13 protein-coding genes are annotated in these 14,840 nt (G+C 67.8%); 11 read left to right on the forward strand and 2 right to left on the reverse strand.

Annotation, left to right across the window (positions count from 1 at the left end):
- Positions 1–87: 87 nt before the first annotated feature.
- The 4 genes from HNQ73_RS10125 (at position 88) to HNQ73_RS10140 (ending at position 3,591) form a co-directional block, all read left to right on the forward strand.
- Positions 88–1,626 (forward strand): PAS domain-containing sensor histidine kinase, encoded by a 1,539-nt coding sequence (locus HNQ73_RS10125; RefSeq protein WP_183334718.1) that lies wholly within the window; start codon positions 88–90, stop codon positions 1,624–1,626.
- Positions 1,616–2,245, forward strand: a complete 630-nt coding sequence (gene fixJ / locus HNQ73_RS10130) for a response regulator FixJ (protein WP_183334719.1) — start codon at positions 1,616–1,618, stop codon at positions 2,243–2,245. The genes HNQ73_RS10125 and fixJ overlap by 11 nt, the downstream gene beginning before the upstream one ends.
- Positions 2,246–2,372: 127 nt before the next feature.
- A complete protein-coding gene (locus tag HNQ73_RS10135) occupies positions 2,373–2,747 on the forward strand; it encodes a response regulator transcription factor (RefSeq protein ID WP_183334720.1) in 375 nt (124 codons plus the stop codon).
- Positions 2,748–2,913: 166 nt separating this feature from the next.
- Positions 2,914–3,591, forward strand: coding sequence for a helix-turn-helix domain-containing protein (locus tag HNQ73_RS10140; protein ID WP_183334721.1), 678 nt, complete (start codon positions 2,914–2,916; stop codon positions 3,589–3,591).
- A gap of 173 nt (positions 3,592–3,764) precedes the next feature.
- Here the strand turns inward: HNQ73_RS10140 and hemN are convergent, their stop codons facing one another.
- Together hemN and HNQ73_RS10150 are read right to left on the reverse strand one after the other, a co-directional pair.
- Complete coding sequence (gene hemN, locus HNQ73_RS10145; RefSeq protein ID WP_183334722.1) at positions 3,765–5,114, reverse strand: oxygen-independent coproporphyrinogen III oxidase; 1,350 nt, start codon at positions 5,112–5,114, stop codon at positions 3,765–3,767.
- Between the two features lie 84 nt (positions 5,115–5,198).
- On the reverse strand, positions 5,199–6,161 hold the full coding sequence (locus HNQ73_RS10150; RefSeq protein ID WP_183334723.1) for a LysR family transcriptional regulator: 963 nt from the start codon (positions 6,159–6,161) through the stop codon (positions 5,199–5,201).
- Positions 6,162–6,416: 255 nt separating this feature from the next.
- Here HNQ73_RS10150 and HNQ73_RS10155 point away from each other — a divergent pair, with 255 nt between their 5' ends.
- The 7 genes from HNQ73_RS10155 to HNQ73_RS10185 all read left to right on the forward strand — a co-directional run bounded on the left by HNQ73_RS10155 (position 6,417) and on the right by HNQ73_RS10185 (position 14,805).
- Positions 6,417–7,940 (forward strand): ABC transporter substrate-binding protein, encoded by a 1,524-nt coding sequence (locus HNQ73_RS10155; protein WP_183334724.1) that lies wholly within the window; start codon positions 6,417–6,419, stop codon positions 7,938–7,940.
- Between the two features lie 193 nt (positions 7,941–8,133).
- On the forward strand, positions 8,134–9,051 hold the full coding sequence (locus HNQ73_RS10160; RefSeq protein WP_183334725.1) for an ABC transporter permease: 918 nt from the start codon (positions 8,134–8,136) through the stop codon (positions 9,049–9,051).
- Position 9,052: 1 nt separating this feature from the next.
- The gene (locus HNQ73_RS10165; protein ID WP_183334726.1) at positions 9,053–9,949 is read left to right on the forward strand and encodes an ABC transporter permease; all 897 of its coding nucleotides are present in this window, start codon (positions 9,053–9,055) and stop codon (positions 9,947–9,949) included.
- A 4-nt stretch (positions 9,950–9,953) separates the two neighbouring features.
- Positions 9,954–10,937 (forward strand): ABC transporter ATP-binding protein, encoded by a 984-nt coding sequence (locus tag HNQ73_RS10170; RefSeq protein ID WP_183334727.1) that lies wholly within the window; start codon positions 9,954–9,956, stop codon positions 10,935–10,937.
- On the forward strand, positions 10,934–11,902 hold the full coding sequence (locus tag HNQ73_RS10175; RefSeq protein ID WP_183334728.1) for an ABC transporter ATP-binding protein: 969 nt from the start codon (positions 10,934–10,936) through the stop codon (positions 11,900–11,902). The genes HNQ73_RS10170 and HNQ73_RS10175 overlap by 4 nt, the downstream gene beginning before the upstream one ends.
- 11 nt (positions 11,903–11,913) lie before the next feature.
- A complete protein-coding gene (locus tag HNQ73_RS10180) occupies positions 11,914–13,380 on the forward strand; it encodes an amidase (RefSeq protein WP_183334729.1) in 1,467 nt (488 codons plus the stop codon).
- A 36-nt stretch (positions 13,381–13,416) separates the two neighbouring features.
- Entirely contained in the window at positions 13,417–14,805 is a 1,389-nt protein-coding gene (locus HNQ73_RS10185; RefSeq protein WP_183334730.1) for a M20 family metallopeptidase, read from the forward strand.
- The last annotated feature ends 35 nt before the right edge of the window (positions 14,806–14,840 follow it).

The following is a 14,840-nucleotide window of genomic DNA, read 5'->3' on the forward strand; positions in this document are numbered from 1 at the left end:
CCGCAAGGATTTGACGCACCCGCAACGGTGGCCCCCGGCCGAGCACGGCGTTATACAATCGGCGTGACCGACCGTCCGGGGGACAGCTTGACCGAAGCTACCGCCAGACCGGCGTTCGCTGCCTCGCGCAGCGAGCGTGCCGAGCTCCTGATCGACGCCGTCGTCGATATCGCGCTCTTCGTGCTCGACACCGAAGGCGTGATCACGACGGTGAACGCAGGCGCGCGCGCCATCACCGGCTGGGGAGAGGACGAGCTGCTTGGCGAGAGCTGGGCGAAGCTTCTCCCGGCCGAAGACGTGGCCGCCGGCCTGCCCGCGCGGGCGCTCGCGGCCGCGGCCGCCGACGGGCGGCACGAGATCCGGCGCCCGATGCAACGCAGGGACGGCGGCTCCTTCATCGCCCAAGCGAGCCTGACGCCGCTCGGCGACAGGAACGCGCCGATGGGCTTCGCCCTCGTCATCCTCGATGTCTCGGCCAGCGCCGCGGCCGAGGAAGCGCTCAAGGCGCGCGAGGCGCATCTGCGCTCGATCCTCGAGACAGTGCCCGATGCCATGATCGTCACCGACGAGCAGGGGCTGATCCAGTCCTTCAGCGTGGCGGCGGAGCGGCTGTTCGGCCTGTCCGCGGCGGAGGCTGTCGGGCGCAACGTCAGCATCCTGATGCCCTCGCCCTACCGCGAGAAGCACGACGCCTATATCGAGCGTTACCTGAAAACCGGCGAACGGCGCATCATCGGCATCGGCCGCGTCGTCGTGGGTCAGCGCAGCGACGGCTCAACCTTCCCCATGGAGCTCGCGGTGGGCGAAATGGTGTCGGGCGGAGCGCGCTATTTCACCGGCTTCATCCGCGACCTGACCGAGCGGCAGAAAACAGAGGCGCGGCTGCAGGAGCTGCAGGCCGAACTCGTCCACATGTCGCGCTACACGGCCCTCGGCGAGATGGCCTCGACACTGGCGCACGAGATCAACCAGCCGCTCACCGCCATCACCAATTATCTGAAGGGCTGCCACCGCCTGCTCGCGCAGATGGAGGGCGAGCGCATCGCGCTTCTGCGCGACGGCGTGGGCCAGGCGGCCGAGCAGGCGCTCCGGGCGGGGCAGATTATCCGCCACCTGCGTGACTTCGTCGCCCGCGGAGAGAGCGAGCAGTGCCGGGAGAACCTGCCCAAGCTCATCGAGGAGGCGAGCGCGCTCGCCCTGGTCGGCGCCCGGGAAAAGGGCGTGCGCGTCACCTTCAACCTCGACCCGGCAGCCACGCACATCTTTGCCGACCGCATCCAGATCCAGCAGGTTCTGCTCAACCTCATCCGCAACGCCATCGAGGCCATGCAGGATGCGCCGGTGCGCGAGCTGTCGGTCTCCACCCGCGCGCTGTCCGGCGGGGATTTCGTTCAGATCTCGGTTGCCGACACCGGCACGGGCCTGGCGGAGGAGGTGCTCAACCACCTGTTCGAGCCTTTCGTGACGACGAAACAGCACGGCATGGGCGTCGGCCTGTCCATCTGCCGCACGATCGTCGCGGCCCACGGGGGCCGCATCTGGGCCGACACCGAAGCCGGCGTCGGCACCACGTTCCATTTCACGTTGCGCACGGTCGCAGAGGAGGAAATGAGCCATGGCGCCTGAGGCGGTGGTCCACGTGGTCGACGATGATCTCGCCGTACGCCAGTCGCTGTCCTTCCTCCTCGCCTCCGAGGGCCTGCCGGTGCGGCTGCACGAGTCCGCCACCGCCTTTCTCGAGAGCGCCGTCAACGGGAATGCGGGCTGCATCGTCACGGACGTGCGCATGCCCGGGCTCGACGGCATCGCCTTTCTGCAGGAGCTGAAGCGCCGCGGCAGCACCCTGCCAGTCATCGTCATGACAGGGCATGCGGACGTACCGCTCGCCATCGCGGCCATGAAGGCGGGCGCCGTGGACTTTCTCGAAAAGCCGTTCGACGATGATGTCTTCCTCGCCGCCGTGCGCACGGCGCTCGACCGCAATGCGGAGGAAGCACGCCGCGCTGCCGAGGCCAATGCCCTCAACGAGCGTCTCGCGGCGCTCAGCGAGCGCGAGCGCCAGGTGCTCGATGGGCTCGTGGACGGCAAGCCCAACAAGGTCATCGCGTACGAGCTCGGCATCAGCCCGCGCACGGTCGAGATCTACCGGGCCAACGTCATGGCCAAGATGCAGGCCACGAGCCTGTCCCAGCTCGTGCGCATGGTTCTCGTTGGTGAGGGCGCCGGCGAGAAGCGCGCGATCTGACCTGCGCGGTCCCCCTATAGGTAGATTTCCGTAATTGGAGCCGGGCTGCAGCTTGAGGCACATCAAGCCGTTGCTCGCATAGCCGGCGTAGGGTGCTCCCGAACGCCGCGACTTACGGGACGTGTCGATGTCGCTGGTTGGGGGACCGGTCCTTATCGTCGATGACGATGCGGCGGTCCGCGCCTCGCTCAAATTCGCGCTCGAGCTCGAGGGGCTCGAGGTGCGCCTCTACGAGAGTGCCCCGCAGCTTCTGGCGGAAAAGGCGCTGCCCCGGCACGGCTGCATCGTCATCGACTATTCGATGCCCGGCATGAGTGGCCTCGAACTCATGGAAGCCCTGCGCCTGCGCCAGGTCAGCCTGCCCGCCATCCTCATCTCCGGCAAGGTCAGCGACGACCTGCGCCGGCAGGCCGGACGCCATGGCTTCCTCCAGGTGCTGGAGAAGCCGCTGGAGGGCAGCCAGCTTCTCGACGGCATCCGCACGGCGCTCGCAGCGTCCTGACCTCGCCGCACTCGCGGGGCCCACAGCGCCGAACGGCGGCTGGCGTACGGGCTGCGACAGGAGGTCATCAGGAGTTTCCCTTAGGTATCGAGCGGATTTTTCCCCTGCCCTCCCGGCGGTACCCATGAAGCCACAAGGCATTTGGGTTGCCCTCGAGGAGGTGCAGATGCAGACCGTGACGAACGCTCCAATTGCCAGGCATTTCGAGGCCGGCATGCTGTCCCGCGCCATGGCGGCGCAGGGCCGGCGCTCGTGCGGGGTCGGCTCCGTGCGCGTCCTTGAGAAGGATGAGGAGCTGTTCGCCGAAGGCGATCCGGCCGTGTTCTTCTACCGGGTCACCGAGGGGGTCATCCGCACGTCGAAGCTGCTGAGCGACGGCCGCCGGCAGATCGACGCCTTCCACTTCCCGGGCGATGTCTTCGGTGTCGAGGCCGGTGACGAGCACCGCTTCAGCGCCGAGGCTGCCACGGCCGCGACCGTCATCGCCTACCGCCGGCGCGATCTCGACGAACTCCACTTCGACGAGACCTTCTCGCGCGAGGTGCTGGATGCGGTGATGCATGCGCTCGAGCGGGCCCAGCGGCACATGCTGCTGCTCGGGCGCAAGTCCGCCATCGAGAAGATCGCCACCTTCCTTGTCGACATGGCCGAGCGGCTCGACGGCGACGACGCCATCGAGCTCCCCATGTCGCGCCTCGACATTGCCGACCACCTCGGCCTCACCATCGAGACAGTGTCGCGCTCACTCACCGAGCTCGAGCGCAAGGGCATCATCCACGTGCCGGCCAGCCGCCGCACCATCGTGCTGCGCGACAAGGCCGCTCTCGCCCGTCTCAACGGCTGAACCCGCCTTTTCGGCCCCGCACGGCCGCAACTTGGTCGTCCGAAGGCACAAGCCTTCGGACGATCTTTTTTCTGAAACATGAGGCCGGCAACGCTCTGCCGCTGTGCCGCCCTGCGCGGCGGCCACTGTCCGCCGCGCCCTGCGTCTGGCACGGATCCAGCGAAGTCCTTCTCTCACACGGCGCGGCTGTACGTGCGGCCTCCCTGGCCGAGGTAGGCGTCGAAGGCGGCGGCGATGTTGCGCACGAAGAAGCGGGCCTCCTCAGGCACGCGCACGACGCAGCCCTCGACACTGGCGAGGCCGTCGTGGACCACCTCGGCGAGGCGTGGCGCGCTCATGAGCGGCTCGGGACTGGTGCCGTGCCGGGCGCAGATCTCGCCCACATCCACGACCATGTCGCACATCAGACGCTCGATGATGTCGGCGCGCAGCCTGTCGTCAGCCGTCAGGGCGTAGCCCTTGACGGTGGCGAGCCCTGCCGCCTCGACCAGATTGGAATAGCGGCGAGGCAGCGGCTCGTTCTGCACGTATCCCTGGGGCAGGCGGCCGATGGCAGAGGCGCCGAAGCCCAGGAGGACGTCGCTGGCGTCGCTTGTATAGCCCTGGAAGTTGCGGTGCAGCCGCCCTTCCCGCTCGGCGACGGACAGCTCGTCGTCCGGCAGGGCGTAATGGTCGAAGCCGATTCGACGGTAGCCACCGGCGCAGAGCACCTCCGCGATCGCCTCCGCCTGCCGCCGCCGCTCGGTCCCGTCCGGCAGCGCCGCCTCGTCGATGAGCCGCTGGTGTGTCTTGAAGCCGGGCACGTGCGCATAGCCGAAGACGGAGAGCCGCGCCGGCCGCAGCGTCAGGCACTGGCGCGCCGTCTCCCGGCAGGAGGCGACGGTCTGGTGGGGCAGCCCGTAGATCAGGTCGAAATTGACCGCGGTGATGCCCGCCTCCTGCAGCATCTCGACCGACGCGGCAGTGACGGCGTAGCTCTGCTCGCGGTTGATCGCCTGCTGGACCGCCGGGTCGAAGCTCTGCACGCCAAGGCTCGCCCGGTTGACGCCGCCTTCCCGCAAGGCACGGGCCATCGGCCGGTCGAGCCGCCGCGGGTCGATTTCCACAGCGATCTCGGCATCCGGCAGCAGGTCGAAGTGCCGGTTGAGCAGCTCCATCACCGACAGGAAATCCTGCGGGGCGACGATGGTCGGCGTGCCGCCGCCGAAATGGACGTGGGCGACCTTGAGCGGATGCGGCATGCAGCCGGCCACCGTCTCAATCTCCCGAAGCAGCCGGGAGACATAGGCCGCGATTGGCGCGTCCGACCGCATCACGGTGGTGTTGCAGCCACAGTACCAGCACATCTGCCGGCAGAACGGCACGTGCAGATAGAGCGAAGCGGACAGGTCCGGCGACAGTTCGCCCAGCCAGCGCGCATAGACTTCCGGCGTGACGGCAGCGGTGAAATGCGGCGCGGTGGGATAGCTCGTATAGCGCGGCAGGCGCTCGTCGCCGTAGGCGGACGCCTTTTCCTCGTTCATCGACAATACCCTCGAAGGACTACCGGTGCGGAGGTCCGGCATCCCGACCATGGCCGCCGCGGTGTCCGATTTCCTTGCGGTCGATCAAATCCCCTCGCCCGCTTCCAGAGGCCCTGCATCCGCCCGAGAGCCGAGCACCGTGGTGAGTGCGGCAAGGTTGCTGTCGATGTGCTCGCTGAGAAAGCTGACGAAGGCCTCGGCGGCCCGCGGCAGGGTGCGGTCAAGCATGGTCTGGATCTCGAAACGGCGACGATGGAGAAGCGGCGAACGGATGCGACGGGCGACGAGCCTGCCGGAGAGAAGCCCCGAGACCATCGACAGCGGCGCGGCGACGAGCACGCCACCCTCCGTCTCGACGAATCGCCGCTGTGCGGAGACGAAGTTGGTGACGAGCACGGGCTCCAGCGCCACGCCCTCGTCGGCGCAGGCCATGTCGACGAGCTGACGCAACGTCGTGTTCGCCTCCGACAAGGTGATGGGATGGTCGCGCAGGTCCTGCAGCATCAGGCTTTCACGGGCGGCGAGCGGATGGTCCGGCGTCATCACGGCGAGAATCGGCGCCGGCCATGCCCTCTGCACCTTCACATCCGGTGAGGGCGCGAGGCCAAAGGTGACGCCGATGTCGACGTCCCCGTTCTGCACGAGCCGTGTCACTGCGGCGAAGGGCACGACCGCAAGATCGAACCGGATGCCCTCGTAGCGGCGGCGGAAGGCCACGATCGCCTCGGGCATCAGGTCGAGCGCGAAGCCTTCGGTCGTCGCGATCCGCACCTCGCCGCGGGCGAGGCCCTCGAGCTCGCGGATGCGACTCACCACGCGCTCGCCCTCGAGCGTCATGCGGCGCGCATAGGTGGCGAGCAGCCGGCCGGCCTCGCTCAACACCATGCCGCGCGGCCGCCGCTCGAACAGGCGGCTGCCGAGGTCGCGCTCCAGCTTGGCGATCTGCCGCGACACGGCCGACGCCGCCACGTTGAGCCGGCTCGAAGCCTCGCTCACCGAGCCGGTGCGCGCCACCTCGAGAAAATAGCGCAGGGCCGTGCCGTGCATGTGCGCCCTCTATGCTTTGCCGTTTCGGCAATGAAAGTTTCGAAACAATATAATTGCAGAAAGTGTCGCGGTATTCTGAAAATGTGTCGCACGATCCGGCTCCGCCGGCTCGCAACAGAGGGGGCAAGCACCCCCTCAGCCAGGGAACGGGGAACAGCCGGTAAAAGCCTATGGCTGCGCCGCCGCGCAATTGGCGCGATCAGGCGTGTCATGGCCGCTCTCGGGTGCCACGTTCCGCCGATCAAGAGGGTGAACATGCGCAACCTGATCAAGCTCACGACCCTTGCCGCGGTCAGCGCCCTGGCGCTCTCGGCCCCGGCCTATGCCGGCAAGAGCGACAATTCTGTCGTCATGGCCTATGACCAGGCGCCGGAAAGCGTCGATCCGTTCTTCAACAACGTCCGCATCGGCGTCATCATCGGCCAGCACGTCTGGGACACGCTGATCTATCGCGACCCGATCACCAACGACTACAAGGGCCAGCTTGCCAAGAGCTGGAAGTGGGTCGACGACCGCACGCTTGAGGTAGAGCTGCGCGAGGGCATCAAGTTCCACAACGGCGAGGAGTTCGACGCGGACGACGTCGTCTACACGCTGAACTTCGTGTCGAAGCCCGAGAACAAGGTCACCACCCAGCAGAACGTGAGCTGGATCGAGAAGGCCGAGAAGCTCGACAAGTACAAGGTGCGCATCACGACCAAGAAGGTCTTCCCGGCAGCCATCGAATATCTCGCCGGACCGGTCGTCATCCACCCGAACGAGTATTACGAGAAGGTCGGCCCCGCCGGGCAAAACGACAAGCCCGTGGGTTCCGGCCCCTACAAGGTGGCGCAGTACGACCCCGGCAAGTCGATCACCCTCGTGGCGAACCCGGACTATTTTGCCGAATCGCCCAAGCCCAAGCCCACCATCGAGAAGATCGAGATCCGCTTCATTCCGGACCGGCAGACGCAGATGGCCGAGGCCATCTCGGGCGGCGTCGACTTCATCATGCATGTGCCGAAGGATCAGGCCGAGCAGCTCGAGTCCGTGCCGCACCTGCAGGTCGTCTCCGGCGAGACGATGCGCATCGTCTTCATGCAGATGAACTCGCAGGAGGGCACGCCCGCCCCCGCGCTGCAGGACGAGCGCGTGCGCAAGGCCATCAACCACGCCATCGACCGCGATACGATGGTGAAGGAGATCGTCGGCAAGGGCGCGCGCGTCATCCACACCATCTGCTTCCCCACGCAGTTCGGCTGCACCGACCACGGCGCGCCGCGCTATGAGTACAATCCGGAAAAAGCCAAGGCCCTGCTGGCCGAGGCGGGCTACGCCAACGGGCTTGAGCTCGACATCGTCGCCTATCGCGAGCGCAACCAGACCGAGGCCATCATCGGCTACCTGCAGGCGGTCGGCATCAAGACCAACCTGCGCTTCTTGCAGTATGCGGCGATGCGTGAGCAGATCCGCGCCAACAAGGCGATGCTGACGCACCAGACGTGGGGTTCGTTCTCGGTCAACGACGTCTCCGCCTCCACGCCGGTCTATTTCGCCGGAGGTGACGACGATATCACGCGCGACCCCGAGGTGCGTGATGCTCTCAACAGGGGAGACAACTCGGTCGACCCGGCCGTGCGCAACGCCGCCTACAAGGAAGCGCTGGTCCGCATCGCCGAGAAGGCCTATGCCGTGCCGCTCTATTCGCTGCCGGTCTACTATGTCGCCACTGCGGATCTCGATTTCCGCGCCTATCCGGACGAGATGCCGCGCTTCTGGGAGATGACCTGGAAGAACTAACTCTCCCGCTGCAAGGCCCCGCGACAACGATCGCCGGCCGCCCTGCGCTGCGCCCTGCCCCTTTCCTTCCGCGGAAGGGGCAAGGGGCGGGGCAGGAGGCCGGCGATCCCGGCGGGCCGGCATGGCCCGCCTCTCACCCGAGGGAACGGGGCGGAAGCGACCTTCAGCGGCAACCCGGCCCGGAGAACGGCCCATGATCGGCTATATCCTGAAACGGCTCGGCCTGGCGGTGCTCGTTGCGCTCGCCGTCTCGGCCATCGCCTTCTTCCTGTTGCGCATGTCTGGCGACATCGCCATCGCCATCGCCGGCGAGGGCGCGCGGCAGGAGGACATCGAGCTGGTGCGGCGCACCTACGGTCTCGACCGGCCCCTGCTCGTGCAATATGCCGAATGGCTGTGGAACACGCTCCGGGGCGACTTCGGCACCTCGATCTACTTCAAGACCGCCGTCGCGCCCCTCGTCTTCGCCAAGCTGCCGACGACTCTGCTGCTCGGCGTCCTCTCCCTCGGCTTTGCGCTGCTCGTCTCGATCCCGCTCGGCGTGCTCGCCGCCGTCTATGCCAACAGCTGGATCGACCGGCTCGCGCTTGCCATCGCCGTTGTCGGGCAGGCGCTGCCCAACTTCTTCTTCGCCCTCCTGCTCGTGATGCTGTTCTCCATCACGCTGCGCTGGCTGCCGGTGTCCGGCTCCAAGACGTGGGCGCATTTCATCATGCCGACCATCGCGCTCGGCTACTACGTGGCGCCGGCCTTCATGCGGCTCATCCGCGCCGGCATGATCGAGGTGCTGTCGGCGGACTACATCCGCACCGCGCGGGCCAAGGGCCTGCCGACGCGCACGGTCATCTTCAAGCACGCGCTGCGCAACGCGGTGGTGCCGGTGGTCGCGCTCACGGCCGTGCAGCTCGGGTTCCTGCTCGGCGGCTCGGTCGTCATCGAGACCATCTTCGCCCTCGATGGGCTCGGCTACCTCGCCTACCAGAGCATCACCTACAAGGATTTCCCTGTGATGCAGGTGATCGTCCTGCTGCTGTCTGTCCTCTACGTCTTGCTGACGCTCGCGGCGGATATCGCGAACGCCTGGCTCGACCCGCGCATCCGGGTGGCCTGACATGACGAGCGAACCGCTTTCCCTGCCCGCCGCGGCGGAACCCTCCGCCTTCTCCCGCCTCGTGCGCCGCATGCTGGGGCAAAAGGCATTCGTCATCGGCGTCGGCATCCTCGCGACGATCGTGCTCATTGCGCTGTTCGCGCCGCTCCTGGCGCCGCACGATCCCTATCTGCAGAACCTGAGCGCTCGCAACGTGCCGCCCGTCTGGTACGCCAAGGGCTCCTGGGTGCACCCGTTCGGCACAGACCCGCTCGGGCGCGACTATCTCTCGCGGGTGATCTACGGGGCGCGCATCTCCCTCCTCATCGGTATCAGCGTCGTCATCATCTCCGGCATCATCGGCACGGCACTGGGGCTCGCTGCCGGCTATTTCGGCGGCAAGGTGGACATGCTCGTCACCTTCCTCGTCACCACGCGCCTGTCGATGCCGGTGATCCTCGTGGCGCTCGCCGTCGTCGCCATGATCGGCGGCTCGCTCTGGATCGTCATCCTGGTGCTCGGCTTCCTGAAATGGGACCGTTTCGCCGTCGTCATGCGCAGCGCCACCCAGCAGGTGCGCTCGCTCGACTACGTGGCGGCAGCCGAGGCGGCCGGCGCATCGACGACGCGCATCGTGCTCGGCGAGGTGCTGCCCAACATCGCCCCGCATCTCATCGTCGTCGCCACGCTTGAGGCGGCAAGCGCCATCCTGCTCGAAGCCGCCCTCTCCTTCCTCGGCCTCGGCGTGCAGCCGCCGCTGCCCTCCTGGGGCCTCATGATCTCCGAGGCGAAGGCCTACATGTTCTTCTCGTTCTGGCTCATCGCCATCCCCGGAACGGCGCTGGCGCTGCTCATCTTCGCCATCAATCTCGCCGGCGACGGCCTGCGCGACATCATCGCCCCCGAAGGACGGAGCTGAGGCCATGGCCCATTCCAGCGACATCGTTCTGGAGGTTGACGGCCTCAGCGTCGACATCGCGACGCCGGGCGGCACGCTGCATGCGGTGCGCGACATCTCCTTCTCCGTGAAGCGCGGCGAGACGCTCTGCCTCGTCGGCGAGTCCGGCTGCGGCAAGTCCATGACCTCGCTCGCCATCATGGACCTGCTGCCGAAGGCCGCGAAGAAGACGGCCCGGCGCCTCGCCTTCGCGGGCGAGGACCTCTCGCGCGCCGGCAGGAGCCGCATCAACGCGCTGCGCGGCAACCGGATGTCGATGATCTTCCAGGAGCCGATGACGGCGCTCAACCCCGCCTACACCATCGGCAACCAGCTCGTCGAAGCCTACCGGCTGCACAAGCGTGCCTCCGAGGCGGAGGCACGGGAGCGCGCCGTCTTCCTGCTCGGCAAGGTCGGCATTGCCAATGCCGCCGAACGCCTCGGGCAATATCCGCACCAGCTCTCGGGCGGCCTGCGCCAGCGCGTGATGATCGCCATGGCGCTGATGTGCGGGCCCGAGCTGCTTATTGCCGACGAGCCGACAACGGCGCTCGACGTCACCATTCAGGCCCAGATCCTGCGCCTTCTGGTCGATCTGCAGAACGAGCTCGGCATCGCGATGGTGCTGATCACGCACGATCTCGGCATCGTGGCGCGCATCGCCGACCGCGTGGCGGTGATGTATGCCGGCCAGATCGTGGAGGAAGGGCCGACGGCCTCCCTCTTCAACGCCCCGCGCCATCCCTACACACAGGGTCTGATCGCCTGCATCCCGGTCCCCGGCCGCACGGAGCCGGGGGGACGGCTTGGCGTCATCCCGGGTGTCGTGCCCTCGCTCGTGGGCGAGGTGCGCGGCTGCAGCTTCCGCGACCGCTGCGGCAAGGCCACCCCCGCCTGCCTCGACGCCCCGCCGGTGCGCGAGACGGCGGACGGCCACCGCTGGCGCTGCATTCTGGAGAACGCAGCATGACGGCTCTCATCGAAGCGCACGACCTCACCCGCTCCTTCGAGGTGAGCCGCGGCCTGTTCAAGGGCAAGCGCACGCTCCATGCGGTGAACGGCATCTCGCTCGACATACGCCAGGGCGAGGTGCTCGCCATCGTCGGCGAGTCGGGCTGCGGCAAGTCCACCCTCGCACGCATGCTGCTCGGCCTGCTGCCGCCGAGCGCCGGCACCATCACGCTCGAAGGCCAGGATATCCGCAACCTCGGCCGCAAGGGCATGGCCCGGCGCGTGCAGCCGGTGTTCCAGGATCCCTACTCCTCGCTCAATCCGCGCCGCACCATCGCCTCCATCGTGGCCCTGCCGCTCGAGGTGCATGGCATCGGCACGCCCTCCGAACGGCGCAGGATGGCCATCGAGATGCTCGACAAGGTCGGCCTGCCCCAGCGTTTCGCCGACCGCTACCCGAGGGAGCTCTCCGGCGGCCAGCGCCAGCGCGTCGCCATCGCGCGCGCGCTCGTCATGAAGCCGGAGGTCGTGGTCTGCGACGAGCCGACCTCGGCGCTTGACGTCTCGGTGCAGTCGCAGATCCTCAACCTGCTGATGGACCTGCGCCGCGAGCTGAACCTCACCTATGTCTTCATCAGCCACAACCTCGCCGTCGTCGAGCACATCGCGACGCGCGTGGCGGTGATGTACCTCGGCCGCGTCGTCGAACTGGCCGAGACGCGGTCGCTTTTCAAGGAGCCGCGCCACCCCTACACCAAGGCGCTGCTCGCCTCCGTCCTGACACCGGAGCCCGGCCTTGGCATTCCGGACACGGGGCTCGGCATCGCCTTTCCCGATCCGCTGAATCCGCCCTCGGGCTGCCCCTTCCACCCGCGCTGCCCCGAGAGGCTGCCACAGTGTGCCAGCGTGGTGCCGCAGATCCTGCGCGACGAGAAGGGAACCGTCGCCTGCCACCTCCACACGCGGGCCCCGGCATCCCACTGAGGAGAAGCGCCATGCGCCTTGCTGCAACGAACCCCGGGGGCGACGTCACAGGCAAGGCGCCGGAACTGTGCCGTCTCGATGCCGGCACGCTCTGCCGCCTCATCGCGCGGCGGGATGTCTCGGCGCGCGAGGTGGTGGGCGCCTTCCTCGACCATATCGAGGCGATCAACCCCACCTACAACGCCATCGTCTCCCTGCGCCCGCGCGAGGAAATCCTGACCGATGCCGATGCGGCGGATGCGGCCCTTGCCCGTGGCGAGGCGGCCGGGCCACTGCACGGCCTCCCCCAGGCGATCAAGGACCTTGCGCCGACGAAGGGAATCACGACGACCTTCGGCTCGCCGCTGTTCGCCGATTTCGTGCCGACGACCGACGCCATCATGGTCGCCCGCATGCGCGCCGCCGGCGCCATCATCATCGGCAAGACGAATACGCCGGAATTCGGTCTCGGCTCCCACACCTACAACCCCGTGTTCGGCGCGACGCGCAACGCCTATGAGCCGGCGCGCACGGCTGGCGGCTCGAGTGGCGGCGCAGCCGTGGCACTCGCCACACGCATGCTGCCCGTCGCCGACGGCAGCGACTTCGGCGGCTCGCTGCGCAATCCCGCCGCCTACAACAACGTCTTCGGCTTCCGCCCCTCCCAGGGCCGCGTGCCGAGTCTGCCCGCACCGGAAGGCTTCTTCTCCCAGCTCGGCACCGAGGGGCCGATGGCCCGCAATGCAGCCGATCTCGCCCGCCTCCTCAGCGTGCAGGCGGGTTACGACCCGCGGGCGCCGCTGTCGCTCGACGGCGCCGCGCGCGGCTACGAAGCCCTGCTTGATGCCGATCTCAAGGGCAGGCGCATCGCCTGGCTCGGCGACCTCGGCGGGCATCTGGCCATGGAGGACGGCATCCTTTCCCTGTGCGAGGGCGGCCTGCGCCATCTCACCGACGCCGGCCTCGTCGTCGAGCCGCACGTTCCGGCCTTCGACTTCGAGACTCTATGGCAGGCCTTTGTCACGCTGCGCCACTTCATGGTCGGCGGCAAGCTGAAGCCCCTCTACGACGACCCGGCCAAGCGCGAGAAACTCAAGTTCGCCGCACGCTGGGAGATCGAGGGCGGCGAGCGCCTGAGCGCCTACAGGCTCTACGAGGCGAGCACCGTGCGCACGGCCTGGTATGCCTGCGTGCTGCGGCTCTTTGAGCGCTTCGACTATCTCGCGCTGCCGTCGGCGCAGGTCTTCCCCTTCCCCGTCGAGGAAGAATGGCCGCGGGAAATCGCCGGCCGGCCGATGGACAGCTATCACCGCTGGATGGAGGTCGTGGCACCCGCCACGCTCTCCGGCTGCCCCGTCGCCTCCGTTCCGGTCGGCTTCAACGCCGATGGCCTGCCCATGGGCATGCAGATCGTCGGACGTCCGCGTGACGACCTTTCCGTGCTGCAGCTCGTGCGCACCTACGAGCAGATCACCCCCTTCCCGGCGGTGGCGCCCTGAGCCCCGCCGTTTCACCCGCAAGGAGTCCCCACCACCATGACCCGTGAAGCGGCCATCGCTCGCGCCGAAGAGTACTTCGATTCCGGAGCCTTCAAGACCGATCTGTCCCGCCTCGTCGCCATGCCGACGGAGAGCCAGAACCCCGAGCGCGCGCCCGTGCTGCGCGACTATCTCGTCAAGGAGATGGTGCCCATGCTCGAGGCGCTCGGCTTCTCCTGCCGCATTCTGGAGCATCCGAAGGCGCGCGCCCCCTTCCTCTTCGCCGAGCGCATCGAGGATCCGGCCCTGCCGACGATCTTCGGCTATGGCCACGGCGATGTCATCCGCGGCCTCGACAAGGACTGGAAGGAGGGCCTCTCCCCCTGGCAGCTGACGGAGGTGGGGGACCGCTGGTACGGCCGCGGTGTGGTCGACAACAAGGGTCAGCACGTCATCAACATCGCGGCCTTGCGCGCCGTGCTCGAGACGCGCGGCAAGCTGGGCTTCAACGCCAAGTATCTCATCGAGATGGGCGAGGAAATGGGCTCGCCCGGCCTGCGCGAGCTGTGCGCCGAGCACAAGGAGCTGTTCAAGGCCGACGTGCTCATCGGCTCGGACGGGCCGCGGCTCAACGCCGAGCGGCCGACGGTCTTCCTCGGCTCGCGCGGCGGCGTGACCTTCGACATGTCGATCGAGGCCCGCGAAGGCGGTCACCATTCCGGCAACTGGGGTGGCCTCCTCTCGGATCCGGCGATCCAGCTCGCCCATGCCATCTCCACCATCGTCTCGCCGACGGGCCAGATCCGCATCCACGAGTGGGTGCCGAAGGAGCTGCCCGAGAACGTGCGCCGCGTGCTCGCCGACTGTGAGGTGGACGGCGGCCCCGACGGCCCGACCATCGCCCCCGAATGGGGCGAGCCCGGCCTCAGCCCGGCCGAGCAAGTCTTCGGCTGGTGCTCCTTCGACATTCTTGCCATGAAGGCCGGCAATCCCGAGACGCCGGTGAACGCCGTGCCGCCGAGCGCCTGGGCGCGCTGCCAGCTGCGCTTCGTCGTCGGTGTCGACCCCGAGGAGGTGCTGCCGGCCCTGCGTCGACACCTTGTCCGCCACGGCTTCCCCATGGTGAAGGTGGATAAGAGCCGCGACGAGATCTTCCATGCCACCCGCCTTGATCCGGACGATCCGTGGGTGACCTGGGCCGTGGGCTCCATTGCGCGCACCACGGGCAAGAAGCCGGCGATCCTGCCCAATCTCGGCGGCTCGCTGCCGAACGACATCTTCTCCGAGATCCTCGGCCTGCGCACCATCTGGGTGCCGCACTCCTATCCCGGCTGCTCGCAGCACGCGCCGAACGAGCACCTTCCGGTCGCGATCGCCCGTGAGGCGCTGGGCCTCATGGCCGGCCTCTACTGGGACCTCGGCACGGGCGAGACGCCGCCGCTGTAAGGTGCGCGCCGAGCGCCGCAGACAAGAGAAAGGGC

Source organism: Chelatococcus composti, from assembly GCF_014201415.1.
In the GTDB taxonomy this organism is placed as follows: Bacteria; Pseudomonadota; Alphaproteobacteria; order Rhizobiales; family Beijerinckiaceae; genus Chelatococcus_A; species Chelatococcus_A composti.

Excerpts from the sequence above, each read along its gene's own strand:
- HNQ73_RS10185 (WP_183334730.1), top strand. The coding sequence starts at position 13,417 with ATGACCCGTGAAGCGGCCATCGCTCGCGCCGAAGAGTACTTCGATTCC.
- HNQ73_RS10140 (WP_183334721.1), top strand. The coding sequence starts at position 2,914 with ATGCAGACCGTGACGAACGCTCCAATTGCCAGGCATTTCGAGGCCGGC.
- HNQ73_RS10135 (WP_183334720.1), top strand. The coding sequence starts at position 2,373 with ATGTCGCTGGTTGGGGGACCGGTCCTTATCGTCGATGACGATGCGGCG.
- HNQ73_RS10180 (WP_183334729.1), top strand. The coding sequence starts at position 11,914 with ATGCGCCTTGCTGCAACGAACCCCGGGGGCGACGTCACAGGCAAGGCG.
- hemN (WP_183334722.1), bottom strand. The coding sequence starts at position 5,114 with ATGAACGAGGAAAAGGCGTCCGCCTACGGCGACGAGCGCCTGCCGCGC.
- fixJ (WP_183334719.1), top strand. The coding sequence starts at position 1,616 with ATGGCGCCTGAGGCGGTGGTCCACGTGGTCGACGATGATCTCGCCGTA.
- HNQ73_RS10160 (WP_183334725.1), top strand. The coding sequence starts at position 8,134 with ATGATCGGCTATATCCTGAAACGGCTCGGCCTGGCGGTGCTCGTTGCG.
- HNQ73_RS10150 (WP_183334723.1), bottom strand. The coding sequence starts at position 6,161 with ATGCACGGCACGGCCCTGCGCTATTTTCTCGAGGTGGCGCGCACCGGC.
- HNQ73_RS10170 (WP_183334727.1), top strand. The coding sequence starts at position 9,954 with ATGGCCCATTCCAGCGACATCGTTCTGGAGGTTGACGGCCTCAGCGTC.
- HNQ73_RS10175 (WP_183334728.1), top strand. The coding sequence starts at position 10,934 with ATGACGGCTCTCATCGAAGCGCACGACCTCACCCGCTCCTTCGAGGTG.
- HNQ73_RS10165 (WP_183334726.1), top strand. The coding sequence starts at position 9,053 with ATGACGAGCGAACCGCTTTCCCTGCCCGCCGCGGCGGAACCCTCCGCC.
- HNQ73_RS10155 (WP_183334724.1), top strand. The coding sequence starts at position 6,417 with ATGCGCAACCTGATCAAGCTCACGACCCTTGCCGCGGTCAGCGCCCTG.